The following is a 24246-nucleotide window of genomic DNA, read 5'->3' as shown; positions in this document are numbered from 1 at the left end:
CCGCACACACACCCGCACGAAGGAGTTGCCCCGCCATGCTCAACCCCGCCCGCTTCATCGACATCCACATCGTCCAGAGCATCCCGTTCGCCAACCTGAACCGGGACGACACGAACTCCGTCAAGACGGTCCAGTACGGGAACGTGCTGCGCACCCGGGTCAGCAGCCAGTCCTGGAAGCGGGCCACCCGGGGCGAGTTCGAGGCCCGCATCGGCAAGGCCGCGCTGCGTACCCGCCGGATCGGCGAGCGCGTCACCCGCCTCCTCAGCGAGAGCCGGGGTTGGCCGGAGCCGCTCGCGGAGAGGGCGGGGGCGCACGCGGCGGCGGCCAGCAGCATCAAGTTCGAACTCGCCAAAGACCCCAAGGACCCGAAGCAGACCGTTCCGAACAAGGTCCTGACCAACGCGATGGTGTACGTCCCCCAGACCGCGGTGGCCGAACTCGCCGACCTGGCCGAGGAGTACCGCGAGGTGCTGGAAGCGGCGAAGGACATCAAGAAGCCCGCCGACAAGAGCGTCCTGCCCACCGACAAGGTCGAGGCGGTCCTGCGTTCCCGCAACGGGGTGATCAACCTCTTCGGCCGCATGCTCGCCGAGGTCGACAACGCCGGGGTCGACGGCGCCGTCCAGGTCGCCCACGCGCTGACCACGCACGAGACCGATGTCGAACTCGACTACTTCTCCGCCGTCGACGACGTCACCTCGGCCTGGGGCGACCAGACGGGTAGCGGCCACATGGGCCACACCGAGTTCAGCGCCGGCACCTTCTACCGGTACGCCACCATCGACCTGCGCGACCTCGCCCGCAACATCGGCGACAACCCCACCGAACTCCGAGAACTCACCGCCGCGTTCCTCAGCGCGTTCATCCTCTCCCTGCCCCAGGCGAAGAAGAACTCCACCGCACCCCACACCATCCCCGACCTCGTCCACCTCTCCGTACGCACCGACCGACCGCTGTCCTACGCCGCCGCGTTCGAAAGCCCCGTCGTCGCGGCCGGGCGGGGCGGCTTCTCCGCCCCCTCCCGCGCCACCCTGTCCGACTACGCCGAAGCCGCGAACCGGCTCATCGGCACCAGCGGCATCCTCACCTCAGGCTGGGCCGGCGTCGACGCCAAGGACCTCGAAGCGCTCGGCACCCACCACACCGGCTTCGACACCCTCATCGACGCCGCCCTCGACAGCGCGCTGACCGCACCCGCGGGGGATGCGGCGTGACCACTGCTCCGCTTCCCGACCCGGAGCCCGGCCTGTTGCTCCGTCTGACTGGGCCCCTGCAGTCCTGGGGACTGCACTCCCACTTCAACGAACGCGACACCGCCGCCTTCCCCACCCGCTCCGGTGTCATCGGCATGCTCGCCTCCGCCTTCGGACGCCACCGCGACCAGCCCATCGACGACCTCACCACGCTGAACCTGACGGTGCGCACGGACCGGCCCGGGGTGCTGCTGCGCGATCTGCACACCGTGGGCGGGGGCCTGTCCGGGAAGGAGACGGTGACCACCGCCGAGGGCAAGAAGCGCCCCGGTGACACCGGCACGCTCCTCACCCACCGCTACTACCTGGCGGACGCCGCGTTCACCGTCGCCCTCACCATCCCCCGGGCCACCGCCGAGGACCATGCGCTCCTCGAACGGTGCGCGCAGGCCCTGCGCACCCCCCGATGGTCCCTGCACCTCGGCCGCCGTTCCTGCCCGCCCGAGGGCCCTGTACTCGTCGGGCAGAGCGACGACACCCTGCACCACCTCATTCACCTGCCGCTCGCCGCCCGCCCCACCCGCAACCGGAACCGGAACCGGAACCGGAACCAGCAACAGGATGAGGACGGTGCAGCGGTGGAGTTCCTCGCCGACCGCCCCCTGACCCACCTGCCCGCCCCGGCCCACATGGTCAGCACCACCCATGAGGACGGCACCCGCCCCTCCAGCGAGCTCAACGACCAACCCCTCAGCTACCACCCCAGCCGCCGCGGCTACCGCGCCCGGCCGCTCTACCGGCGCACCCTGCTTCTGCCGCACTCCCAGTTCGCCGGATTCGGCGCACGGCAGCTCGACGCCCTGGGGCATTACCGCGAGACCCGGCTCCACACTCCTGAAGGGAGCCGGCGATGACGCTTTGGCTCACCCGCCTCGTCCCTGACACCCGCTCCGCCGACGCCCGGCGCGATCTCGGCGACCCCGTCGGCATGCACCGCCGCGTCATGAGCCTCTTCCCCTCCGACGCCGGCCCCGACCCCCGCGCCCGGTTCGGCGTCCTCTTCCGCACCGAGGACACCCCCACCGGGACGCACCTGCTCCTCCAGTCCACCCACGAGCCCGAAACCGACCGTCTCCCGGACGGTTACGGCACCGCCGTCACCCGCCCCCTCGACGCGCTGATCGACGCGATCCGCCCCGGGCTCACCGTCCGCTACCGGTGCGCGGCCAGCCCCGTCCGTAAACCCGGCGCCACCACCCGCGCCCTCTACAACCTCCCGCCCGTCGTCCCCCTCACCGGCACGGCAGCCGACGAATGGTGGCTGCGCCAAGCCGACCAGAGCGGCCTCAAGCCTCTCACCCACCACGCCCAGCCCCTGGACACCGTCCAGGGCGAACGCCGCCCCGTCGCAGGCACACCGCAGCGCATCCGACACGCCCGTATCCAGTTCGACGGCACCGCCGCCATCATCGATACCGACCTCCTCAAGGCCGCGATCCTGAGCGGCATCGGGCGCGGCAAGTCCTACGGCTGCGGTCTCCTCAGCATCGCCCCCGCGAGGCAGCCCCAGTGACCCCACGCCCCGCCTCCAAGCCACTCACGGGGGCCAACGCCCGGCGCAAACTCGCCGCCCCCACCGTCGCGATGCTCCCCCGGGTCGCCGACTCCCTGTCCTTCCTCTACCTCGACATCGTCCGCATCCACCAGGACGACACCGGAGTCTGCGCGGAAGTCACCAGCGAGCAGCACGGCACCGACACCGTCTACCTCCCCACCGCCGCCCTGTCCTGCGTGCTGCTCGGCCCCGGCACCTCCATCACCGCACGCGCCCTGGCCACCTTCGCCCGCAACGGCACCACCGTCGTCACGACCGGATCAGGAGGGGTCCGCTGCTACTCCGCGGCCGTCCCCGAATCCCTCACCACCCTCTGGCTCGAACGCCAGACCCGCGCCTGGACCGACGACACCCGCCGCCTCGCCATCGCCCAGGCCATGTACGAACTCCGCTTCGGCGACGGCACCGCGACCGAGGGCACCAACCTCGACAAACTCCGCGGCATGGAAGGCCAACGCGTCAAGACCCTCTACCAACTCCTCGCCCGTCAGTACAAGATCGGCCGCTTCCGCCGCTCCTACGACCCCGACTCCTGGGACACCCAGGACCCCGTCAACCTCGCCCTCTCCTCCGCCAACACCTGCCTCTACGGCATCGTCCACGCCGCCATCACCGCCCTCGGCTGCTCCCCCGCCCTCGGCTTCGTCCACAACGGCAACCAACAGGCCTTCGTCTACGACATCGCCGACCTCTACAAGGCCGAACTCACCATCCCCCTCGCCTTCTCCCTGCACGCCTCCACCAACCCCGAAGCCGAAGCACGCCGCTCCTTCCGCCACGAACTACGCCTCTTCCAGCTCCTCCCCCGCATCGTCACCGACATCCAGCAACTCCTCGACCCCACCCACACCTACGAATGCCCCGACCCCGAGGAACAGCTCGTCGACCTGTGGGACCCCGTCGTCGGCTCCGTCCCCGCAGGCATCAACCACGGGAAATCGGCATGATCCGCCCATTCGGAGGACAGGGCACCCCATGTCCTCGATGATCGTCATCTCGGCCACCGCCGTCCCCGACCACCTGCGCGGCGCCCTCACCCGCTGGCTCCTCGAAGTCACCCCCGAGCTCTACGTCGGCACCGTCTCCGCCAAAGTCCGCGACGAACTCTGGGCCGCCGTCGCCGCCAGCACCCAAGACGGCATCGCCGTCCTCGCCCACCCCGCCGACAACGAACAAGGCTTCACCCTCAGGACCGCGGGCACCCGCCGCCGCGAACCCGTCGACTTCGACGGGCTCACCCTCATCGCCTTCCGCAGGGAAAGTCAAGAAATGGCAAACCCCCTCTAACGTCGCAGGTCAAAAAGGGTCCTCTCCGCGCGAGCGGAGGTGAGCCGCGGTCGCCATCGGTCAGCTCACCATCAACAATGTCCTCTCCGCGCGAGCGGAGGTGAGCCGCATCAAGCCTTGGTAGACCTGTCCCGCATTCGGTCCTCTCCGCGCGAGCGGAGGTGAGCCGAAGATCCCCGCACAGTCCGAAGCCCTCTTCGAGTCCTCTCCGCGCGAGCGGAGGTGAGCCGAGGACACCGCCGGGTGCGTGGGTGTCCACTCGGTCCTCTCCGCGCGAGCGGAGGTGAGCCGTAAATCAGCGGGGAACGCACCGCTCACCACGCGTCCTCTCCGCGCGAGCGGAGGTGAGCCGCCTTGTCGGTGCGGGCCACGAACCCGATCTCGGTCCTCTCCGCGCGAGCGGAGGTGAGCCGTTCGCCGCGGCCGGTGCTGCGGCCGGCGGGTTGTCCTCTCCGCGCGAGCGGAGGTGAGCCGCGCGTCTTCGAGTACTGGCGCGACAGCACCAAGTCCTCTCCGCGCGAGCGGAGGTGAGCCGGAAGCGGCGAACGGTCTCGACAACGGCGTGTAGTCCTCTCCGCGCGAGCGGAGGTGAGCCAACCCTGAGTGGGCGATCGCCTCCCCGGCAGGAGTCCTCTCCGCGCGAGCGGAGGTGAGCCGATCAGCCCGGAGCTTCAGCGGGACGCCATCACGTCCTCTCCGCGCGAGCGGAGGTGAGCCGCCGCGCCGGAGGACCCGACCATCCCCGAGCACGTCCTCTCCGCGCGAGCGGAGGTGAGCCGATCACGGGGTCTCGGGCGATGAGGGACACGCCGTCCTCTCCGCGCGAGCGGAGGTGAGCCGCCGTTGACCATGTGGGCGATCGTGGCCGAGAGGTCCTCTCCGCGCGAGCGGAGGTGAGCCGCCGATGGCCCTCCCGAAGGGCTTCGCGCGCGGGTCCTCTCCGCGCGAGCGGCGGACCTGGTCCGAAAACTACCGGACCACGCGATCAACCGACGTGGACTCCCCGACTGCAATCCACGCGATCTCCGGCCCTCAGGGCCACCATCACCTTGACGAGTGGTGTCTCCCTCCACGAGGTGTCCCGATGGCTCGGGCACCGCACGGTCAAGGTGACGGTGGACCAGTACGGCCGTCTCACGCAGGACAGGCGAACGCTGACGTCATGCCGTCATGCCGTCATGCCGTCATGTAGTCATGCCGTCACGTAGTCGTGCCGACCTTCTGTTGCGTCGTCGCACCGTCGAAGCAGCCGTTGGGCCGCACACACTCACACCAGTCCGAGCGACCTCAGCACCCGGTGCTGCGCCGCGGTCGGTGCGGTCGGCCAGTAGAGGTAGCAGACCCCGCCCGTGCCGCTGCGCACGTTGCCGCTCGCGTCGTACCGCTTGGTCCGCAGCCAGATCTGCTCCCACTCCGTGCGCGCGTAGACGCGGCGCACCGCGTCGTCGTCCTTGGATGCGGGGTCGTTGGCGATGACGTCGCCGTCCTCGGTGAAGCCGATCACCGTCATCAGGTGGCCCGAGGTGCCGTAACCGGCCCCCGTCAGCTCCTCCTTGAGAAAGGACTGTGAGGTGATGACCGGGATGCCGGCCCGGACGAGGGTCTCCACATCGGTGAGGGAGCCGAGCCGGGTCACGGTGGAGGACATGTCCCGGTAGGTGGCGGCGTAGGCGGCGTTGAAGGGCCAGTTGCCGCAGCCTTCGTACTGGTGGTCGAAGGTGTAGCGCGCGGCGTGACAGACCTGGGGGTCGGGGAGGCCGGGCTTGACCCAGGCGAGCTGTTCGGCCGTGGGCTTGCGGCCCCAGTACTCGATGATCATCTGCGAGGAGGTGGGGCTGCACCACGCCTCGCCACCGTTGTCGTACTCGGGGTACTGCCCCGCGTGGACGTTCTGCGAGTAGCGCGGCACCGCGAGTTCGTGGCCCCGACCCTCGCCGGGGGTGCTCGCGGGAACGGTGAAGCGGTCCGGGACGTCGGAGGCCATCGCGCCGACGCGCCACACCGTCGGGGTGAGGCGGGTACCGGGCTTGCGGTGCAGGGTGAGGCGGAGCCGGTAGTGCGTCAGGCGCAGGCCGCTCGCCGCGTCGTCGACCGAGAAGGTGTCGGTCCAGATGGAGCTCTTCCCGTCGCTCTGGTCGTCCACCGAGGTGCGGCGGATGTCCTGGTCGCCCGCGGCCCAGCGCCCCATCACGTACCAGGGGGTGTCGGTGCCGTCCGAGTAGCTGCCCAGCAGTTCGATCTGGATCCAGGTGCCGGCCGGGGTGTCGGCGTTCCATGAGGCGATGACCTCGGTGGCCGGTACGGCGCTGCGGTGGGCAGGGGAGGTCCAGGTGGCGTACTCCCACCCGGCGGTCGTTCCGGTGTGCGGGTCGGTGTAATCGGCGGTTCCGGCGGGAACGGCGATGACCAGACCGGGCCTGCGGCCGGCGAGCGCCCGCGTTCCGGCGGCGGAGCCGGAGCGCCAATCGGTGTACGTCGTCCAGAAGTGGTTGTCCACAGCGGTGTCCGGGGCCTTGGAGGGGACCGTTGGGCGGCGCGAAGGGGTGGGGGCGGCGGAGGCGGGTCCGGTGGAGGTCACCGCGGAGGCGGCGGAAGCGACGGCGACGGCCGCGAGGGCGGCGAGAACGGCCCTGCGATTGTGCGGTCCGGTCACGGAGGTGGGCGGTCCGGTCACGGAGGTGGGCGGTCCGGTCACGGAGGTGGGCGGTCCGGTCACGGGGTTGTGCGGTCCGGCGGTCATGGGGGGCTCCCGAGTCGTTGGCGGACGAGGGTGTACGGCGGGTACGGAGCGCGGGTACGGCGTGCGTGTTCGACGTCGATCAGTGGGCCAACTATCGCGGTTCCCGGCCTCCCCGGGCCAGTGCTTCACCCCGCGCGGACGGAGCAACATTGGACTGTTCCACTGGCACGCCCCATGACCGCTACCGCCCCGCTCGGGTCGCCGGTAGGCCCGTGGTCCGCGGCGGACCGGGAGAGGCCGGTACGCCCGTGACCTGCGGCGGGCCGGGAGGGCCCGGGGCGCGGGCCGTACCCTGGAGCCATGAACGATCTGGCCGGACGTGCCCGCGGCCTCCTCTCCCTCTCCCCCTCCCTCGGCCCTGTGCGTCTCGTGGCGATCGACGGGCACGCGGGCTCGGGGAAGAGCACCCTGGCGACCCGGCTCGCCGCCGCCCTGGGCGGCGCCCCGGTGCTCCGGCTGGACGATCTGGCCACCCACGAGGAACTGTTCGCCTGGACGGTCCGGCTCCACGAACAGGTGCTGCTGCCGCTGTCGCGCGGGGAGCGGGCGCGCTACACCCCGTACGACTGGACCGCCCGGCGCTTCGGGCCGGAGCGGACTCTGGACCCCGCACCGGTGGTGCTGGTCGAGGGGGTGGGGGCCGGACGCCGTTTCCTGCGGCCCCGATCGGCGGCGCTGTGGTGGATGGAGCTGGACCGCGAGGTCTCCTGGGAGCGGGGCCGGCGGCGGGACGGGCCGGCGCTGTCGGGTTTCTGGGACGGCTGGACGGTCGCGGAGGACGAACACTTCGCCGAGGACCCCTCCCGGCCGTACGCGGATTCGCTGGTACGCCAGTTGTCCGATGGTTACGAGTGGCTGACGGGCCCTCACGCGACTGGGCCGACGGGGCGCGACATCACGGAGGGTGAAGGCGGCAGGTCATCCGGTTGAGCCACTGGAAATCGCCAGGTGCATGTTCCAACTCGGCTTGACCGGCGGGGCTTACAGGTCTTACGTTCTCAATGTGCGGCTTTTCGGAGCCCATCCAGGACGCGAAGCCCCCGGTTGTTCCCCCGTGATCGGGGGCTTCGTTCTGCCCGTAGCCCCTCTCCGCGCACACCACACGACCCCTCCCCTTCACCGTCCGTCACGAGTGACACCGTTCCGGTGGTTTTCCGGCATGGGTGCGACGCTTGAAGGCCCGGTCAATTACCGCCCGCGAAACGGTGATTCGGAACGCATCCGTGGGCATGCTGTGCGGGCGGGACATCCTGGGGCACAGTCGTGTGGGGGACCTGATGGACATCGGCACGCAGGGCGCGCACGCCCCTGCCGAACTGGCCTGGCTGCGGGGCGTGGACGCCTACACCATGGGCGCGTATCCGCACGCCGAGGAGGAGTTCCGGACCGCGGTGCGGCTGGATCCCGGCATGGCGGACGCCTGGCTGGGCCTCCACGCACTGCGGATCGACACCACCACCGCGCTGCTGAGCATGTACCGGCACCGCGACCGCTTCGGCGAGCAGCGTACCCGGCACAAACGCACGCTCAACTCCTGGTACTGGCTCGGCTGGTGGGTGCAGCCGGTACTGGAATCGCCGCGCGATCTGCTGCTGGCGCACGCCTCGCACTGGCTGGACGGCCGCCATGTTCCGGAACTGGACCGCGCGTTGGCCGGGCTCCCGCCGGTGGACACCGACGCGCAGGTGCGGTTCCTGCACGCGTGCCGGGCCTATCTCGCCAAGGACTGGGAGCAGTTGGTCCGGTACACCGAACGGCTCGTCGACGACCCGCTGCTCGGGATCGAGGCGCGGCTCTTCGGCGGAATGGCCCGGGTCCGGCTGGAGATGTACGGGCAGGCCGAACCCCTGCTCTCCGCGGCGCTGATGCGCTGTCGCAGCGAGCAGCCACAGCGCAAGGAGCTGCGGTACTGGCTGGCGCGGGCGCACGAGGGGACGGGGCGGAGCGCCGCGGCGCTGCCTCTCTACCGTGCGGTGCACCGGGTGGACCCTTCGTTCATGGACACCTCGGCCAGGCTCGCGGCCATCACCGATCACGACGGGTTCGACGATCCCGGCGGGCTCGCGACGGCCGCCCTGAGCGGCTACGGCGCGGACGAGGCGGGCGCCGGGTCGCAGCCGGACGGTGACGCGCTGCTCGGTACGGATCTGGTGGACGGCCGCGATCCGTGGCTGGGCGGCGATCCGCTCGGACCTGTCGCCCCGGTGGTTACGACCGCCCCGGAGGGCGCGCGCGTCAAGCGGGCCGGGTCGGGCCGTGCGGGGCGTCCGGTGCTGCCCGCCGGTCCGAGCGATCCCGCGCTGCTGGCCGAGGCGCTTTCCGAGCTGGAGCGGATGGTCGGGCTCGACCCGGTCAAGCGACAGGTCAACGCGCTCTCCGCGCAGCTGAACATGGCGCGGCTCCGGGCCGAACAGGGGCTTCCCGTCCAGCCGCCCAAGCGGCACTTCGTGTTCTCCGGTCCCTCGGGCACCGGGAAGACGACGGTCGCCCGCATCCTGGGCCGGGTCTTCTACGCCCTGGGCCTCCTCGGCGGCGATCACCTGGTGGAGGCCCAACGCTCGGATCTGGTGGGTGAGTTCCTCGGCCAGACCGCCGTCAAGGCGAATGAGCTGATCGACTCGGCGCTGGGCGGGGTGCTCTTCGTCGACGAGGCGTACAGCCTCGCCAACTCCGGTTACAGCAAGGGCGACGCCTACGGCGACGAGGCGCTCCAGGTCCTGCTGAAGCGGGCGGAAGACAACCGGGACCATCTGGTGGTCATCCTCGCCGGCTATCCGGAGGGCATGGACCGGCTGCTGGCCACCAACCCGGGACTCTCCTCGCGTTTCACCAGCCGGGTCGACTTCCCGAGCTACCGTCCGCTCGAACTCACCGCGATCGGCGGGGTGCTGGCCGCCGCCAACGGCGACCTATGGGACGAGGAGGCCCTGGACGAACTGCGCAGCATCAGCGGTCACGTGGTCGACCAGGGGTGGATCGACGAGCTGGGCAACGGCCGCTTCCTGCGCACCCTGTACGAGAAGAGCTGCGCCTACCGCGACCTGCGGCTCTCCGGATACGCCACCCCGCCGGGGCGTGCCGACCTGGCGACGCTGCGGCTGCCGGACCTGATGCAGGCGTACGGCGAGGTGCTCTCCGGCCGGGGCCCGGTGGGCCGCGGCCAGACCGAGGCACCCGGAGCGTAGGGGCGGGGACCCGCGTAGGGGCCGGGCTACGCGTACGGGCCCGCCCGGCGGTGGTCGCCGGACGGGCCCGTACGTGACGGAAGAGCCGTCCTCAGCCGATGTCGGCCATGGCCTTCGGCTCCTGCGCGTGGTGCTCCGGGGGTGCGTCGACCGTCCGGCGCGGCACCGAGACGCGGTGGGCGGGGTCGCGGACCTCGCCGACCAGCATTTCCAGTACGTCCTCCAGGGCGACGAGTCCGAGGACCTTGCCCTGGGCGTCGGCGACCTGCGCCAGGTGGGTCGCGGCCCGGCGCATCACGGTGAGGGCGTCGTCCAGCGGGAGTTCGGCCCGTACGGTCGCCATCGGGCGCCAGACGTGCTGGGGCACGGCACGCTCGCCGTCCTCCAGGTCGAGGACGTCCTTGACGTGCAGGTAGCCCATGAACGGGCCGCCGCGCTCGGCGCGGACCGGGAAGCGTGAGAACCCGGTGCGTACGGTGAGTTCCTCGACCCGGCGCGGGGTGACGGACGGGTCGACCGTCACCAGCGAACCGTTCTCCAGGAGCACGTCGGTGACGGGCCTGCTGCCGAGTTCGAGGGCGTCCTCCAGGCGTTCCTGCGCTTCGGGCTCCAGGAGCCCGGCCTGGCCGGAGTCCTCCACCAGCCGGTTCAGCTGCTCGCTGGTGAAGACGGCTTCGACCTCGTCCTTGGGTTCGACCCGGAAGAGCTTCAGCACGAGCTTGGCGCAGGCGCCGAGCGCCGCGGTGACCGGGCGGCAGATCCGGGCGAAGCCCACCAGGGCGGGGCTGAGCCAGAGGGCCGTCTTCTCCGGGGCGGCCATCGCCAGGTTCTTGGGGACCATCTCACCGATGACGAGGTGGAGGACGACCACGAAGATGAGGGCGAGGGCGTAGCCGAGCGGGTGGACGAACCCTTCGGGCACGTGGGCCGCGTGGAAGACGGGTTCCAGGAGGTGGGCGACGGTCGGTTCGGCGACGGCGCCCAGGGTGAGCGAGCAGACGGTGATGCCGAACTGTGCGGCGGCCATCATCTGCGGGAGGTTCTCCAGGCCGTACAGCACCTGACGGGCGCGGGCCGATCCGCTCGCGGCGAGCGGTTCGACCTGGCTGCGGCGGACCGAGACGAGTGCGAACTCGGCGCCGACGAAGAAGCCGTTCGCGAGGACGAGGAGTCCGGCGAAGAACAGCTGGACCAGGCTCATCGGGAGGCCTCCTGCAAGGTCCGGCGCGGGGCCGTGGGGCGGTCGCCGTCCAGGGCGTCTTCCGGACGGCCCGTGCCGCCCGGCTGTCCGGACACGTCCGCGGTGCGGACGAAGCGGACCTGCTCGGCCCGGTAGTGGCCGACCTGGCGGACGGAGATCCGCCAGCCGGGCAGTTGGGTGCGGTCACCGGGGGCGGGGATGCGCCCGAGGAGGTCGGCGACGAGTCCGGCGACGGTCTCGTACGGTCCGTCGGGTACGTCGAGGCCTATCCGGCCGAGACTCAGGACTCGGCAGCTGCCGTCCGCGTCCCAGGCGGGACGGCCGTCCTCGCCGGTGACGGAGACCAGCTCGGGCCGGTCGGCGCCTTCGGCGTCGTGCTCGTCGCGGACTTCGCCGACGAGTTCCTCGATGATGTCCTCCAGCGTGACGACTCCGGCGGTGCCGCCGTACTCGTCGACGACGACGGCTATCGGCTGCTCGTTGCGGAGCCGCTGGAGCAGTTGTTCGACGGGCAGGGACTCGGGGACCAGCAGCGGCGGGACGGCGATCCGCCCGGCCGGGGTGCGCTGCCGCTCGGCGGCCGGGACCGCGAGGGCGTCCTTGAGGTGGACCATGCCGACGACTTCGTCGATGCGTTCCCGGTAGACCGGGAAGCGGGAGAGGCCGGTGGCGCGGGTCAGGTTGAGGACGTCGGCCGCGGTGGCGGACGACTGGAGCGCGCTGACACGGACCCGGGGGGTCATGACGTGCTGGGCGGTGAGACCGCCGAGCGAGAGGGTCCGCACGAAGAGATCGGCGGTGTCCTGTTCCAGGGTGCCGGCCTCCGCGGAGTGCCTGGCCAGCGAGACCAGCTCGCCCGGGGTGCGGGCGGAGGCGAGTTCGTCGGTGGGCTCGACGCCCAGCAGCCGGACCAGCCGGTTGGCGAGCGTGTTCAGCGCCGTGATCACCGGGCGGAGAGCGGTGGTGAAGCGGTGCTGGGGGCCGGCGACGAACCGGGCGACCTGAAGGGGCTTGGAGACGGCCCAGTTCTTGGGCACCAGCTCGCCGATGACCATCTGCACGGCGGAGGCGAGCAGCATGCCGGTCACCACGCTGATGGTGGGCACGGCCCCGGCGGGCAGGCCGGTGGCGGTCAGGGGGCCGGTGAAGAGTTCGGCGAGCGCGGGTTCGGCGAGCATGCCGACGACCAGCGAGGTGATGGTGATGCCGAGCTGGGTGCCGGACAGCTGGAAGGAGAGTTCGCGCAGCGCGTCGACGACGGTGCGCGCGCGCCGGTCGCCTTCTTCGGCCGCGCGTTCGGCCTCGGGCTTCTCGACGGTGACGAGGCCGAATTCGGCCGCCACGAAGAAGCCGTTGGCCAGGATGAGAAGGAATGCCGCGATGAGCAGCAGCAGGGGGGTGGTCATGCCGCCGCCTCCGGGGAAGGGGCGGCGCAGGTACTACCGGACGATCCGTCCATTGCTGGAAGGAGTCACTCCTCGGGTCGCAGGAAAAGCCCCGCCGGTCTGCGGACCGTCTGGGCGGGGCGGGGCGCCACTTCGGCGCCGCCGAACCCCAGAGTAGTCAAGAATCGGTGTGTCCGGGCAGGGGCTCACGGCCATCGGCCGGGCGCCCCCGTGCCCGCCCGTGCGCGCGGGCCCGGATTCCGGTCGGGCCGGAAGCCGTCAGCCGGCTTCGGTGCCCTCGGCGCGTGCCGCGACGAGTCGGCGCAGCTCTCCGGCGTCCCGTACGGCCCTCTGCTTGGAGAGACCGGGCTGGATGCCGAGAGCGGGCAGGCTGGTGCCGTCGCTGAGGCCGAGGAAGAGCCAGGGATCGCCGACCCTCAGGTTGACCTGGAGGATCTGCTCCCAGGCGAGCCGGCGGGTCCGGGTGACGTTGACGACAGTCACCCCGTCCTCGTCGGCGACGATCTTCGGCCGGGCGAGCAGGACCAGCACCCCGGCGAAGAGCGCCGCGCAGAGGATGAAGGTGACCCGGTCCCCCGGACCGAGGCTCTCCAGCATCAGCGCCACGGCGGTGATGACGGCGAAGAGCGCCAGCGCGATGGTGAGCAGGACCAGCCGGGTGAGTCCCGGCCGGAACGTCACCGGGAGAACGGGTGCTTCGGTCCGGGGTGCGGGGGCGGACATCAGGTTATTCGGTCCTCTACTGGGTGCTGGTGCGGTCCCGTCAGAGCCGGCAGGCGTGGATCGCCGTGGTGAGGATGGCGCGGGCGCCGAGCTCGTACAGGTCGTCCATGATCCGCTGCGCCTCGCGGGAGGCGACCATGGAGCGGACGGCGACCCAGCCCTCGTGGTGCAGCGGGGAGACGGTCGGCGACTCCAGGCCCGGGGTGAGGGCGACCGCGCGCTCCAGGTGCTCGACGCGGCAGTCGTAGTCCATCATCACGTACGTCCGGGCGACCAGGACGCCCTGGAGACGGCGGAGGAACTGCTGGACCTTGGGTTCGTCGGCGTCGGCGCCGGTGCGGCGGATGACGACGGCCTCGGACTTCATGATCGGCTCGCCGATCACCTCCAGCCCGGCGTTGCGCAGGCTGGTGCCGGTCTCGACCACGTCGGCGATGATCTGGGCGACCCCGAGTTCGATGGCGGTCTCGACCGCGCCGTCGAGGTGGACGACGGAGGCGCTGACGCCGTTGTCGGCGAGGTGCTTGGCGACGATGCCCTCGTAGGAGGTGGCGATCGTCATGCCGTCGAAGTCCTTCGGACCCTCGGCGGTACCGGGCTTGGTGGCGTACCGGAAGGTCGAGCGGGCGAAGCCGAGCTGGAGGATCTCCTCGGCGTCGGCCCCGGAGTCGAGCAGCAGGTCGCGGCCGGTGATGCCGATGTCGAGACGGCCGGAGCTCACGTAGATCGCGATGTCCCGGGGACGCAGGTAGAAGAACTCGACCTGGTTGACGGGGTCGACGAGGACGAGCTCCTTCGACTCCTTGCGCTGCTGGTATCCGGCCTCATGGAGCATCGCCATCGCAGGCCCGGAGAGTGAACCCTTGTTGGGGATGGCGATGCGCAGCATGAGCTCGGGTTTCCTTTGTACGGAGGAGCGTGCGGACGTGCGGGTCTTCGGCAGTGGTGCGGAGGAGGTGCCGCTCAGAGGTGGGAGTAGACGTCGTCGAGGGAGATCCCGCGAGCGACCATCATCACCTGGACGTGGTAGAGCAGCTGCGAGATCTCCTCGGCTGCGGCTTCCTTGCCCTCGTACTCGGCGGCCATCCAGACCTCGGCGGCCTCCTCGACGACCTTCTTGCCGATGGCATGGACCCCCTTGCCCACCAGTTCGGCGGTGCGCGAGGTGGAGGGGTCGCCGTCCGCGGCCTTGAGCGTCAGCTCGGCGAAGAGTTCTTCGAAGGTTTTGTTGGCCATGATGGTCCTTAGAATACGGGGTCGCCGCCCGCCCTCAGCGCCAGGGTTCGCTGATGGTGCGCAGCGTGGTGGCGGTGGCGACGGCGGCGGTGACCGCTTCGTGGCCCTTGTCCTCGGAGGATCCTTCCAGGCCGGCCCGGTCCAGCGCCTGCTCCTCGGTGTCGCAGGTGAGGACGCCGAATCCGACGGGGACGCCGGTGTCGACGGTGACCTGGGTGAGTCCGGCGGTGACGCCCTGGGAGACGTACTCGAAGTGCGGGGTGCCGCCGCGGATGATCACGCCGAGGGCGACGACCGCGTCGTAGCCGCGTCCGGCGAGGACCTTGGCGACGACCGGCAGTTCGAAGCTGCCCGGGACGCGGAGCAGGGTGGGTTCCTGGATGCCGAGTTCGCCGAGCGCGCGCAGGGCGCCGTCGACGAGTCCGTCCATGACCTTGTCGTGCCACTGCGCGGCGACGACCGCCACACGGAGGTCCTCGCAGTTGCTCACGGACAGTTCGGGTGCGCCCTTGCCGCTCATGTTCTCTCCTACCGTTCTTTTCGGGTCTGTCGGTCGGGTCTGACGGGATCCGACGGGTTACTGGTTTCCGCAGGTCGAGGCGGGTACACCGTCGAGCCACGGCAGGTCGTGCCCCATCCGGTCGCGCTTGGTGCGCAGGTACCGCAGGTTGTGCTCGCCGGCCTGCACGGGCATCGGCTCGCGCCCGTTGACGACGAGGCCGTGCCGGACGACGGCGGCGGTCTTGTCGGGGTTGTTGGTCATCAGCCGGAGGCTGTGCACCCCGAGGTCCCGCAGTATCCGGGCGCCGGCGGCGTAGTCGCGGGCGTCGGCGGGCAGGCCGAGCTCCAGGTTGGCGTCGAGGGTGTCGGAGCCGCGCTCCTGGAGTTCGTACGCGCGCAGCTTCTGGAGCAGGCCGATGCCCCGGCCCTCGTGGCCGCGGAGGTAGACGACGACACCCCGGCCCTCTCCGGTCACCCGCTCCATGGAGGCCTGCAGCTGGGGGCCGCAGTCGCAGCGCTGGGACTGGAAGATGTCGCCGGTCAGGCATTCGGAGTGGATACGGACGAGGACGTCCTCGCCGTCGCCGATGTCCCCGTGCACCAGGGCGACGTGTTCGACGCCGTCGGTCACGGAGCGGTAGCCGTACGCGGTGAAGTCGCCGAAGGCGGTCGGCAGCCGTACCTCCGCCTCGCGCCGGACGGTCGGTTCGGCGCTGCGGCGGTAGGCGATCAGGTCCTCGATGGAGATGATCGTGAGGCCGTGCTTGCGCGCGAACGGGACGAGTTCGGGCAGTCGCAGCATGACGCCGTCCTCGCCCGCGATCTCGACGATCGCACCGACCGGGCGCAGCCCGGCGAGCCGGGCGAGGTCGACGGCGGCCTCGGTGTGGCCGTTGCGGACGAGCACACCGCCGGCGCGGGCGCGCAGCGGGAAGACGTGGCCGGGCCGGACGAAGTCACCGGGGCCGGCCGTGCCGCCCGCGAGCATCCGCAGGGTGGTGGCCCGGTCGGCGGCGGAGATGCCGGTGGTGACGCCGTACGCGGCGGAGGCGTCCACCGAGACGGTGAAGGCGGTCTTCATCGACTCGGTGTTGTGCTCGACCATCTGCGGGAGTTCGAGCCGCTCCAGTTCATCGGCCTCCATGGGGGCGCAGATCAGGCCGCGGCACTCGCTCATCATGAACGCGATGATTTCGGGCGTGGCCTTCTCGGCGGCGACGACGAGATCGCCCTCGTTCTCGCGGTTCTCGTCGTCGACGACCACCACGGGGCGGCCTGCGGCGATGTCCCGGATCGCCTGCTCGACGGGGTCGAGCGCGAGTTCGCGGTCGTGGGGCGTGGGGGTGGCGGGCTGGGCGGTCATGCCGTGGCTCCTTCCAGACCGGGGGTGCGGGTACGCAGCCACCAGTCGCGCATGCCCCACAGGACCAGGGCGCCGTAGATGACGTAGACGAATCCGGAGAAGGCGAAGCCGTTGGCGAAGTTCAGCGGGACGCCGACCAGGTCGACCAGCAGCCAGGCGAACCAGAACTCGACCATGCCGCGCGCCTGGGCGTACATCGCGACGATGGTGCCGACGAAGACGTACGCGTCGGGCCACGGGTCCCAGGACAGCTCGGGGAAGGCGGTGAACAGGCCGCCGACGGCGAGGGTGCCGACGACCGCGCCCGCGAGCAGTACACCGCGCTCGCGCCAGGTGGCGAACCGTACGGCTATGGAGCCGTCCTGCGCCTGCTGCTTGCCGCGCGTCCAGGAGTACCAGCCGAGCAGCGAGACGACGATGACCACGACCTGCTTGCCCGCGCTGCCGGACAGGTGGGCGGAGGCGAACGCGAAGAGCAGGATCGCGCCGGACAGGAGCTGGGCGGGCCAGGTCAGCACGGACCGCTTCCAGCCGAGGGCCAGGGCTGCCAGACCGATCGTGTTGCCGATCATGTCCGACCACTTGATGTGCTGGTCGAGGACGGTGAACGCCTCGGAGTTGAGCCAGTCGGCGACGTTCACTTCGCGCTCTCCTCGTCGGTGTCGCTCGGGTTGCGGAGGTAGGTGTCGCTCGGGTCGGCGGTGCGGTCGCCGAGCAGTCGCTCGACGTACTTGGCGATGACGTCCACCTCCAGGTTGACCGGGTCGCCGGGCTGCTTGAGGCCGAGCGTGGTCAGCGCGAGGGTGGTGGGGATGAGGCTGATGGTGAAGTGGTCGGGGCCCGCGTCGACGACGGTGAGGCTCACTCCGTCGACGGTGATGGAGCCCTTCTCCACCACGTACCGGGTCAGTTCGGCGGGCAGCGAGACCTCGACGATCTCCCAGTTCTCCGAGGGGGTGCGGGAGACGATGTGTCCGGTGCCGTCCACGTGCCCCTGCACGATGTGGCCGCCGAGCCGGCCGCCGAGCGCCATCGGGCGCTCCAGGTTGACCCGGGAGCCGGCGGTGAGGGCTCCGAGGCTGGAGCGCTTCAGCGTCTCGGCCATGACGTCGGCGGTGAACTCGTTCTCGCCGGTCTCCACGACCGTCAGGCAGACCCCGTTGACGGCGATCGAATCGCCGTGCTTGGCGCCCTCGGTGACGACGGGGCCGCGCAGCCGGAAGCGGGAGGCGTCGTCGAGTACCTCGACGGCGGTGACCTCACCCAGTTCTTCGACAATTCCGGTGAACACTAGTTTCCCTTCCGAGCGGTGGAGTTGGCGGCAGCGGTGGTGGGGACGGCGGTGATGCGGAGATCGGGGCCGATGTGCGCGGTCTCGGTCACATCGAGCCGCAACGCCCGGGCGATCGTGGAGATTCCGGCGTCGCCGAGCGCGGCGGGGCCGGAGCCGAGGAGGACCGGAGCGAGGTAGCCGACGACCCGGTCGACGGCCCCGGCGGCGACGAAGGCACCTGCCAGGGTGGGGCCGCCTTCGAGGAGTACGGAGCGCACGGACCGCTCGTGGAGGGCCGCGAGGAGGGCGGTGACGTCCAGGCCGGTGCCGGTGGCGGAGCGGGGCAGCCGGAGCACCTTCTCCTCGGGCAGGTGACGGGCGTCGGCGTCCTCGGCGACCGCGACCAGGGTCGGCGCGGTGGCGTCGAGGACCCGGGCGCCGGGGCGTACGGCGGTGGCCTTGGTGTCCACGACGACGCGCAGCGGCTGAGTGGCCCCCTCGATGCCCCGGGCCCCGAGTTGCGGGTCGTCGGTGCGGGCGGTGCCGGAGCCGACGATCACGGCGTCGGCCTCGGCGCGCAGCCGGTGCACGTCGGCGCGGGACTCGGGCGAGGTGATCCAGCGGCTGGTGCCGTCGGCCGCGGCGATCCGGCCGTCGAGGGTGGCGGCGTACTTCCAGAGGACGTACGGGCGGCTTCGGCGCACCGAGGTGAGCCAGGCGGTGTTGCCGGCCTCGGCCTCGGCGGCGAGGAGCCCGCTCTCGACGTGGACCCCGGCGGCGCGCAGGGTTTCGGCTCCACCGGTGGCCTGCGGGTTCGGGTCGCCGACCGCGTGGACGACGCGGGTGACGCCGGCCGCGATGAGCGCCTGCGCGCAGGGGCCGGTGCGTCCGGTGTGGTTGCACGGTTCGAGGGTCACGTACGCGGTGCCGCCGCGGGCCCGGCTCCCCGCTTCGCGCAGGGCGTGGATCTCGGCGTGCGGTCCGCCGGCCCGCTGGTGGAAGCCTTCACCGGCCGGCGCTCCGGCGGCGTCGGTGATCACGCATCCGACGACCGGGTTGGGGCTGGTGGAGCCGAGTCCGCGTGCGGCGAGTTCGATCGCTCGGCGCATGGCGGTGATGTCGGCTGCGGTTGCCACCGGGTCCTCCTGCCTCTTCGGGCACGGACTCCGGGGCCTGTCGATGACGACAGAGGAAGCGGAACGCACAGGGGTCGGCGCCTGGACCGCGAGAAAACCGGACACGCCGGCCCGGAACTCTCCGGAACACGCGTCCGCCCACGGCGGCGTACCCATGACGGCCCGCCGCGCACTGCCTCCCATCCGGACTTTCACCGTCGGTCCAGGAATCTCACCTGGTCAACCGGCCGCTGGATGCGGACGGGTCGCGGACTATAACCGCCGGTTCGGAATTACACCGACCCCGGAGTGCGCTGCTGCTGGTACCCCAACAGTCTGCCACGAGTTGCTACCGGCCAGCAGGGGGGTAGCTGTGCGCTGGCTCACAACACACGTTCCGTGACGGGGCGCCGGGCCTGCGGGGAGTGGACCGGCCCCGCGCCGTTCAGGGGGCCGCCGGGGCGAAGAGCGCGTCCTGGGCCGCTTCCCGGGCGGTGAAGAGCGCGCCGCGCAGGATCGCGGTGCCGCCCAGTTCGCCCGCCCGGACCTCGGTGCGCAGCGGCGACAGCAGGGTGAGCCGCTCCTCGACCAGGGCCGCCAGTCCGGTCCCCCCGGCGTGGCCCACCTCTCCGGCGAGCACCAGGCAACCGGGGTCCAGGACCGAGACGACGGAGGCGGCGCCGAGGGCGATCCGCTGGGCGAGGTCGCCGAGAAACGCCTCGCCGCCCGTCGCTCCGGCGAGGGCGCCTTGGACGTACGCGGCGGCGGCGTACCCCTGCTCGGGGCCGGAGACCGCGCACCGGGGTTCCCCGCCGTCCCCGTCGGGGCGGGTCCGCGGGGGCTCCATGCCGTGGGCGGCGGCGAGGGCACAGATGGCCTCGGAGCCGACGAGCGAGTGGAAGCCGCCTTCGCAGGTGTCGGCCGAGAGAGCGCCGACCGCACCGGGTACGGGCATGAAGCCGATCTCCCCCGCGCCGCCGGAGGCGCCCCGGCGCAGGGTCCCGTCGAGCATGAGGGCGGCGCCGATGGCGTGGCCGAGCCAGAAGAGGGCGAAGGTCGGCCGGTCGCGGGCGGCTCCGACGCGGTGTTCGGCGACGGCGGCGAGGTTGGTCTCGTTCTCCACGAGGACCCGTGCGGGCAGCCGCCGCTGGAGAGAGGTCACCAACTCCCGGTGCCAGGCGGGCAGTCCGATGGTGACGCGGAGCTCGCCGGTGGCGGGGTCGATCAGCCCGGGGGCTCCGACGCCGACGCTGTGCAGCGGGGCGTCGCCCGCCTCGCGGGCGGTGCGTTCCAGCAGGGCGACCGCCCGCTCGACGGCGGGCGCGGTGCCGGTGTCGCTGCCGATCGGCACGCTGGCTTCGGCGAGCGTCCGGCCGAGGAGGTCGGCGACGATCACGGAGACGCTGCCGGTACGGACGTCGAGCGCCGCGAGGTGGGCGCGGTCCGCGACGATTCCGTACAACCGGGCGTTCGGGCCCCGGCGTTCGGCGCCGGCTTCGCCGACGACCTCGATGAGACCGGCCTCCTGCAGCCGTTCGACCAGGTCGGCGACGGTCGGGCGGGAGAGCCCGGTCGACGTTTTGAGCTGGGTGGCCGTCAAGGGGCCGTCCTGCTGGAGGAGACGCAGGGCGAGCCGGTCGTTGATGGCCCGGGCGGTGCTCGGTGAGGCGGGCATGCGGGAATCCTTCCAGATCACCGTCGTGCACTCGGACGCGGGCTTTTTATCAGGCAAGGTTCCTGATAGTTTACGACCCGATCCTGGGGACAGGAGCACCGGCCGCTCTGCGGGCGTCAATGGGGAGGGAACCTCGCAATGTCATCGGACTCGACCGCCACCGTCTTCGGCACCGCGCAGGTGAAACGCGCCAGATACGCGATCGCCGCGGTGTTCACCGTGCACGGCGCCGTCACCGGCAGCTTCGCCACCCGGGTCCCCTGGATCCAGGAGCACTCCGGGGTCAGCGCCGGGCAGTTGGGCCTCGCCCTGGCCTTCCCGGCGATCGGCGCCTCGCTCGCGATGCCGCTGGCCGGCCGGATCAGCCACCGGTTCGGCGCCCGGAACGCGCTGCGCGGGCTGCTCGCGCTGTGGACGCTGGCGCTGGTCCTGCCCTCGCTGGCCCCCAACCTGCTGACGCTCTGCGCGGGCCTCTTCGTCTACGGCGCCTCGGCCGGCATGTCCGACGTGGCGATGAACGCGCTCGGCGTGGAGGTCGAGAACCGCCTCGACCGGTCGATCATGTCCGGCCTGCACGGCATGTGGAGCGCCGGTGCGCTGATCGGCTCGGCGGCGGGCACGGTGGCGGCCCACATCGGCGCCGACGCGCGCCTCCACCACCTCCTGGCCGCGCTGACCCTGACCGCGCTCGGCCTCCTCGCCTGCCAGGGCGTACTGGATCTGCGCAGCGAGGCGGACGAGGAGCCGCCGCCGCGCTTCACCCTCCCGCCCAAGTCGGCGCTGGTGATCGGCGCGATCGGTTTCTGCGCCGTCTTCGCCGAGGGCGCGAGCATGGACTGGTCGGCCGTCTATCTGCGGGACGTCATCGACTCCTCCGCAGGTCTCGCAGCGGCCTCCACCACGGCCTTCGCGCTGATGATGACGGTGGCGCGGCTCGCCGGTGACCGCATCGTGGACCGCTTCGGTGCGGTCAGGTCGGTCCGGGCGGGTGGCGTGCTCGCCACGGCGGGCGGGGTCCTGGTGGTCCTCTCCCCCGGCGTGGTGGGCGTCCTGTGCGGCTTCGGGCTGATCGGCCTCGGGGTGGCGGTCGTCGTCCCGCTGGCCTTCGCGGCGGCCGGGCGCAGCGGTCCGAACCCGAGCCAGGCCATCGCCGGTGTCGCCACCATCACCTACACCTCGGGGCTGGTCGCCCCCTCCGCGATCGGTTCGCTCGCGGAGGCGACCTCGCTGGTCGTGTCGTTCGGCCTGGTGACGGTGCTCGCCTTCGGCCTGGTGCTCGGGGCCGGTGTGCTGCGGGGAGCCGAGCGCAAGGTCGCCGACTCGGTGCCCGTACCGGGTGGCGTGGTGGCGAAGAGTCCTTCGGAGGGCTGACCGAGGGGCCGCCGGGGTGGCCGGAACGTCAGACCAGGTGCAGGCGGGCCTCGTCGGCGCCCCGTGCGGCGGCCACCACGCCGGCCTCCTCCTCCAGGGCCCGGCGCACCGCGGCGGTGAGCGGGGCGAACGGCGCGACGGTGATCGTGACCGCGCGTCCCGCCGCCTTCGCCCGCCAGGTCCCTGCGGGCTCGGCGCCGACCAGGAGCACGCCCGCCCCGCCGATCGCCCGCCAGATCTCCTTGCGGCGGGCCTCGTCGGGGACGAGGAGTTCCCGGTCGCGGCCCTGGAGGAACGGGTCGCCCGGTGGCAGCAGCCGTACCGTCGCGCCCGGTCCGGGCTCGGGCGGACCGGTGTCGGGACCGGCCAGCCAGGCGGTACGCCCCCCGCCCCCCGCACCGGTCACCTCGACCTCCACCAGACCTTCGGGCCAGACCGCCCGGACGACCGGGGTGCGCACACCCAGGTATTTCGCCACCTCGGCCGGGCCGGCCGGACCGTGCAGGTGCAGGTAGGCGCGGACCAGGGCGTCGGTACCGTGCGCGGCCTCCGGGAGCGCGAACCCGGGCTCCAGCGGGGAGAGCGTCGTACCGCCCCCGGAGGTGACGCGCACCGCGCCGAAGAGCCCGGCCTGCTGGAAGAGGAGGCCGGAGATGTGCCGCGACCCGCAGGTGGCGCAGTCGAAGGTGAGCGAGGGGTCCACCAGCGCGCTCACCTCCCCGCTGACCACTCCTTTGGGCTTCGGCCCCGTCACGGCGGTCCGGACCGCCTCGGCGGTGGTCCGGAAGGCGTGCAGCCCGAGCTTCGCGCCCTCCTTGATGACCGTCGTACGGATGCGGGCCTCAGCGTCGGCGTCGTCCAGCGGCCAGAGCGCGGCGGCCAGCGCGGGCAGCGCGTCCGCCCGGTGCAGATGCGGGGCGCCCCGGAACGTCCAGACCCGTTCCAGCCCGTCGGGCGGAACCCCGCGCGCGGCCAGTGCGAGCCGCGCCGATCCTGCCGGGGTGTCCTGCACCCCGAGCACACCCAGTTCGCCGAGGTCCGGGGTGCCGGCGGATCGGTCCAGGCCGTGGGCAGCGAAACGGCGGGCGAGGATCTGCGCCCGGTCCATGCCGATCGCGGGCGTGGACCGCCCGGTCGCCGGTGATCCGCTCTTCCCGGTCATGACTCCGCCGTCCGCCGTTCTGTCGTGGTGGGGGCCCATCATCGCCCGCGACGGGCGGCCCCGCAGGCGTTCCGGCCTCCGCCCCGGCGCCTTCCTCGGGCGAGCCAGGCGAAGCGGGTCCCGATGTCCGCCGGCCGCTGAGCGGAAGCGGTGGATCGCCCGCGAAACCGTCATGGTGGGGATGAGGGTGACGCTTCGGACTCCGGCCCGGGGCTCACCCCCGGTCGTACCCCGGGTTCTCCGGCTCGTGCAGGGGCGGTTCGCCGGTCATGTGGGCGGGCGCCAGGGCTCGCAGGGCGTGGTAGCCGAGGACCACGACCAGGGTCCCCAGCGCGATGCCGCTCAGCTCGAAGTTGTCCGTGAAGGTCAGGCTGACGCCGCCGATACCGATGATGACCCCGGCCGCCACCGGCACGAGGTGCAGCGGGTTGGCCAGGTCGACACCGGAGCGGACCCAGATCTGGGCGCCCAGCAGGCCGATCATGCCGTAGAGGATGACGGTGATGCCGCCGAGGACCCCGCCGGGGATCGCCGCGACGAAGGCGCCGAACTTGGGGCAGAGCCCGAAGAGGATCGCGAAGCCGGCCGCGCACCAGTAGGCGGCGGTGGAGTAGACGCGGGTGGCCGCCATCACCCCGATGTTCTCCGCGTACGTGGTGGTGGCGGGACCGCCCACCGAGGTCGCGACCATGGTCGCCGCGCCGTCCGCCATGATCGCCGTGCCGAGCTGGTCGTCCAGCGGGTCGCCGGTCATCTCGCCGACGGCCTTGACGTGTCCCGCGTTCTCCGCGATGAGGGCGATGACCACGGGCAGGGCGACCAGGATCGCCGATCCGGAGAAGCTCGGGGCGTGGAAGTCCGGCAGGCCGATCCAGCTCGCGTCGCCGACCCCGGACAGGTCGAGGCGCCAGTGGTCCACGGACTCGGTACCGCCCGCCGGGGAGTGGATGCGGCCGAAGATCCGGTCGAGCACCCAGGAGAGGACGTAACCGAAGGCGAGCCCGAGGAAGATCGCGATGCGGGACCAGAATCCGCGCAGGACGACCAGGGCGAATCCGGTGAAGGCCATGGTGGCCAGCGCGGTCCATTGGTCCTGGGGCCAGTAGGTGCCGGCCGTCACCGGGGCGAGGTTGAAGCCGATGAGCATGACGACCGCGCCGGTGACCACCGGCGGCAGCACCAGGTGGATGATCCGCG

22 protein-coding genes, 1 CRISPR repeat array and 1 riboswitch are annotated in these 24246 nt (G+C 71.7%); of the genes, 8 read left to right on the top strand and 14 right to left on the bottom strand.

Annotated elements, in window-relative coordinates; all coding sequences use genetic code 11:
• Positions 1-35 precede the first annotated feature (35 nt).
• The 5 genes from cas7e to cas2e all read left to right on the top strand — a co-directional run bounded on the left by cas7e (position 36) and on the right by cas2e (position 4098).
• The gene (cas7e, locus tag ACFWEP_RS08600) at positions 36-1217 is read left to right on the top strand and encodes a type I-E CRISPR-associated protein Cas7/Cse4/CasC (RefSeq protein WP_387367663.1); all 1182 of its coding nucleotides are present in this window, start codon (positions 36-38) and stop codon (positions 1215-1217) included.
• Entirely contained in the window at positions 1214-2110 is an 897-nt protein-coding gene (gene cas5e / locus ACFWEP_RS08595; protein ID WP_387367660.1) for a type I-E CRISPR-associated protein Cas5/CasD, read from the top strand. Before cas7e ends, cas5e begins: the two co-directional genes overlap by 4 nt.
• A complete protein-coding gene (gene cas6e, locus ACFWEP_RS08590) occupies positions 2107-2769 on the top strand; it encodes a type I-E CRISPR-associated protein Cas6/Cse3/CasE (protein WP_387367657.1) in 663 nt (220 codons plus the stop codon). The genes cas5e and cas6e overlap by 4 nt, the downstream gene beginning before the upstream one ends.
• 71 nt (positions 2770-2840) lie before the next feature.
• Positions 2841-3758: a type I-E CRISPR-associated endonuclease Cas1e gene (gene cas1e, locus ACFWEP_RS08585; protein ID WP_387367681.1), complete on the top strand. Its 918-nt coding sequence runs from the start codon at positions 2841-2843 to the stop codon at positions 3756-3758.
• Positions 3759-3786: 28 nt separating this feature from the next.
• A complete protein-coding gene (gene cas2e / locus ACFWEP_RS08580) occupies positions 3787-4098 on the top strand; it encodes a type I-E CRISPR-associated endoribonuclease Cas2e (protein ID WP_387367654.1) in 312 nt (103 codons plus the stop codon).
• 18 nt (positions 4099-4116) lie between these two features.
• Positions 4117-5060: direct repeats of the CRISPR family, unit length 29 nt; unit sequence GTCCTCTCCGCGCGAGCGGAGGTGAGCCG.
• Between the two features lie 305 nt (positions 5061-5365).
• On the opposite strand, the gene ACFWEP_RS08575 is transcribed toward cas2e, so the two are convergent.
• Positions 5366-6751, bottom strand: a complete 1386-nt coding sequence (locus ACFWEP_RS08575; protein WP_387367678.1) for a peptidase C39 family protein — start codon at positions 6749-6751, stop codon at positions 5366-5368.
• A 387-nt stretch (positions 6752-7138) separates the two neighbouring features.
• Here ACFWEP_RS08575 and ACFWEP_RS08570 point away from each other — a divergent pair, with 387 nt between their 5' ends.
• Positions 7139-7768, top strand: coding sequence for a uridine kinase (locus ACFWEP_RS08570; RefSeq protein ID WP_387367651.1), 630 nt, complete (start codon positions 7139-7141; stop codon positions 7766-7768).
• A gap of 347 nt (positions 7769-8115) precedes the next feature.
• Positions 8116-10023 carry an AAA family ATPase gene (locus tag ACFWEP_RS08565; RefSeq protein ID WP_387367648.1) on the top strand — a complete coding sequence of 636 codons (1908 nt, stop codon included), beginning with the start codon at positions 8116-8118 and terminating at the stop codon, positions 10021-10023.
• Positions 10024-10114: 91 nt separating this feature from the next.
• Here the strand turns inward: ACFWEP_RS08565 and ACFWEP_RS08560 are convergent, their stop codons facing one another.
• From ACFWEP_RS08560 to ACFWEP_RS08510, 11 genes are all read right to left on the bottom strand, one after another.
• A complete protein-coding gene (locus tag ACFWEP_RS08560; protein WP_387367646.1) occupies positions 10115-11224 on the bottom strand; it encodes a hemolysin family protein in 1110 nt (369 codons plus the stop codon).
• On the bottom strand, positions 11221-12630 hold the full coding sequence (locus ACFWEP_RS08555) for a hemolysin family protein (protein ID WP_387367643.1): 1410 nt from the start codon (positions 12628-12630) through the stop codon (positions 11221-11223). Before ACFWEP_RS08555 ends, ACFWEP_RS08560 begins: the two co-directional genes overlap by 4 nt.
• Positions 12631-12888: 258 nt before the next feature.
• Positions 12889-13353, bottom strand: a complete 465-nt coding sequence (locus ACFWEP_RS08550) for a PH domain-containing protein (protein WP_387367640.1) — start codon at positions 13351-13353, stop codon at positions 12889-12891.
• Positions 13354-13393: 40 nt separating this feature from the next.
• Entirely contained in the window at positions 13394-14242 is an 849-nt protein-coding gene (gene hisG, locus ACFWEP_RS08545; RefSeq protein WP_387367637.1) for an ATP phosphoribosyltransferase, read from the bottom strand.
• Between the two features lie 74 nt (positions 14243-14316).
• On the bottom strand, positions 14317-14589 hold the full coding sequence (locus tag ACFWEP_RS08540; protein WP_328722798.1) for a phosphoribosyl-ATP diphosphatase: 273 nt from the start codon (positions 14587-14589) through the stop codon (positions 14317-14319).
• A gap of 34 nt (positions 14590-14623) precedes the next feature.
• A complete protein-coding gene (gene ribH / locus ACFWEP_RS08535; protein WP_266702248.1) occupies positions 14624-15109 on the bottom strand; it encodes a 6,7-dimethyl-8-ribityllumazine synthase in 486 nt (161 codons plus the stop codon).
• A 57-nt stretch (positions 15110-15166) separates the two neighbouring features.
• Complete coding sequence (locus ACFWEP_RS08530) at positions 15167-16453, bottom strand: bifunctional 3,4-dihydroxy-2-butanone-4-phosphate synthase/GTP cyclohydrolase II (RefSeq protein WP_387367632.1); 1287 nt, start codon at positions 16451-16453, stop codon at positions 15167-15169.
• The gene (gene pnuC, locus ACFWEP_RS08525; RefSeq protein ID WP_387367629.1) at positions 16450-17094 is read right to left on the bottom strand and encodes a nicotinamide riboside transporter PnuC; all 645 of its coding nucleotides are present in this window, start codon (positions 17092-17094) and stop codon (positions 16450-16452) included. The genes ACFWEP_RS08530 and pnuC overlap by 4 nt, the downstream gene beginning before the upstream one ends.
• Positions 17091-17744 carry a riboflavin synthase gene (locus ACFWEP_RS08520; protein WP_387367626.1) on the bottom strand — a complete coding sequence of 218 codons (654 nt, stop codon included), beginning with the start codon at positions 17742-17744 and terminating at the stop codon, positions 17091-17093. Before ACFWEP_RS08520 ends, pnuC begins: the two co-directional genes overlap by 4 nt.
• Complete coding sequence (ribD, locus tag ACFWEP_RS08515) at positions 17744-18862, bottom strand: bifunctional diaminohydroxyphosphoribosylaminopyrimidine deaminase/5-amino-6-(5-phosphoribosylamino)uracil reductase RibD (RefSeq protein WP_387367623.1); 1119 nt, start codon at positions 18860-18862, stop codon at positions 17744-17746. The genes ACFWEP_RS08520 and ribD overlap by 1 nt, the downstream gene beginning before the upstream one ends.
• Before the next feature lie 165 nt (positions 18863-19027).
• Positions 19028-19158, bottom strand: a riboswitch (FMN riboswitch).
• Positions 19159-19286: 128 nt separating this feature from the next.
• The gene (locus tag ACFWEP_RS08510) at positions 19287-20516 is read right to left on the bottom strand and encodes an ROK family protein (RefSeq protein ID WP_387367620.1); all 1230 of its coding nucleotides are present in this window, start codon (positions 20514-20516) and stop codon (positions 19287-19289) included.
• A gap of 138 nt (positions 20517-20654) precedes the next feature.
• Here ACFWEP_RS08510 and ACFWEP_RS08505 point away from each other — a divergent pair, with 138 nt between their 5' ends.
• Positions 20655-21887 carry an MFS transporter gene (locus tag ACFWEP_RS08505; protein WP_387367617.1) on the top strand — a complete coding sequence of 411 codons (1233 nt, stop codon included), beginning with the start codon at positions 20655-20657 and terminating at the stop codon, positions 21885-21887.
• A gap of 28 nt (positions 21888-21915) precedes the next feature.
• Here the strand turns inward: ACFWEP_RS08505 and ACFWEP_RS08500 are convergent, their stop codons facing one another.
• A complete protein-coding gene (locus tag ACFWEP_RS08500; RefSeq protein WP_387367614.1) occupies positions 21916-23049 on the bottom strand; it encodes a DNA glycosylase AlkZ-like family protein in 1134 nt (377 codons plus the stop codon).
• Between the two features lie 214 nt (positions 23050-23263).
• Positions 23264-24246, bottom strand: a 983-nt coding sequence (locus ACFWEP_RS08495; protein ID WP_387367611.1) for a uracil-xanthine permease family protein, incomplete at its 5' end; no start/stop codon positions are given.

Source organism: Streptomyces sp. NPDC060198, assembly GCF_042728415.1.
Lineage (GTDB): Bacteria > Actinomycetota > Actinomycetes > Streptomycetales > Streptomycetaceae > Streptomyces.
Note: the sequence above shows the minus strand (reverse complement) of the source record. Positions and strands in the feature narration are given on the sequence as shown.

Coding starts and splice junctions, on each gene's coding strand:
- cas2e (WP_387367654.1), top strand. CDS start 3,787: ATGTCCTCGATGATCGTCATCTCGGCCACCGCCGTCCCCGACCACCTG.
- ACFWEP_RS08565 (WP_387367648.1), top strand. CDS start 8,116: ATGGACATCGGCACGCAGGGCGCGCACGCCCCTGCCGAACTGGCCTGG.
- ACFWEP_RS08550 (WP_387367640.1), bottom strand. CDS start 13,353: ATGTCCGCCCCCGCACCCCGGACCGAAGCACCCGTTCTCCCGGTGACG.
- ACFWEP_RS08540 (WP_328722798.1), bottom strand. CDS start 14,589: ATGGCCAACAAAACCTTCGAAGAACTCTTCGCCGAGCTGACGCTCAAG.
- ACFWEP_RS08570 (WP_387367651.1), top strand. CDS start 7,139: ATGAACGATCTGGCCGGACGTGCCCGCGGCCTCCTCTCCCTCTCCCCC.
- ACFWEP_RS08560 (WP_387367646.1), bottom strand. CDS start 11,224: ATGAGCCTGGTCCAGCTGTTCTTCGCCGGACTCCTCGTCCTCGCGAAC.
- cas6e (WP_387367657.1), top strand. CDS start 2,107: ATGACGCTTTGGCTCACCCGCCTCGTCCCTGACACCCGCTCCGCCGAC.
- hisG (WP_387367637.1), bottom strand. CDS start 14,242: ATGCTGCGCATCGCCATCCCCAACAAGGGTTCACTCTCCGGGCCTGCG.
- ACFWEP_RS08500 (WP_387367614.1), bottom strand. CDS start 23,049: ATGACCGGGAAGAGCGGATCACCGGCGACCGGGCGGTCCACGCCCGCG.
- ACFWEP_RS08555 (WP_387367643.1), bottom strand. CDS start 12,630: ATGACCACCCCCCTGCTGCTGCTCATCGCGGCATTCCTTCTCATCCTG.
- ACFWEP_RS08530 (WP_387367632.1), bottom strand. CDS start 16,453: ATGACCGCCCAGCCCGCCACCCCCACGCCCCACGACCGCGAACTCGCG.
- cas7e (WP_387367663.1), top strand. CDS start 36: ATGCTCAACCCCGCCCGCTTCATCGACATCCACATCGTCCAGAGCATC.
- ACFWEP_RS08510 (WP_387367620.1), bottom strand. CDS start 20,516: ATGCCCGCCTCACCGAGCACCGCCCGGGCCATCAACGACCGGCTCGCC.
- cas1e (WP_387367681.1), top strand. CDS start 2,841: ATGCTCCCCCGGGTCGCCGACTCCCTGTCCTTCCTCTACCTCGACATC.
- ACFWEP_RS08505 (WP_387367617.1), top strand. CDS start 20,655: ATGTCATCGGACTCGACCGCCACCGTCTTCGGCACCGCGCAGGTGAAA.
- ribH (WP_266702248.1), bottom strand. CDS start 15,109: ATGAGCGGCAAGGGCGCACCCGAACTGTCCGTGAGCAACTGCGAGGAC.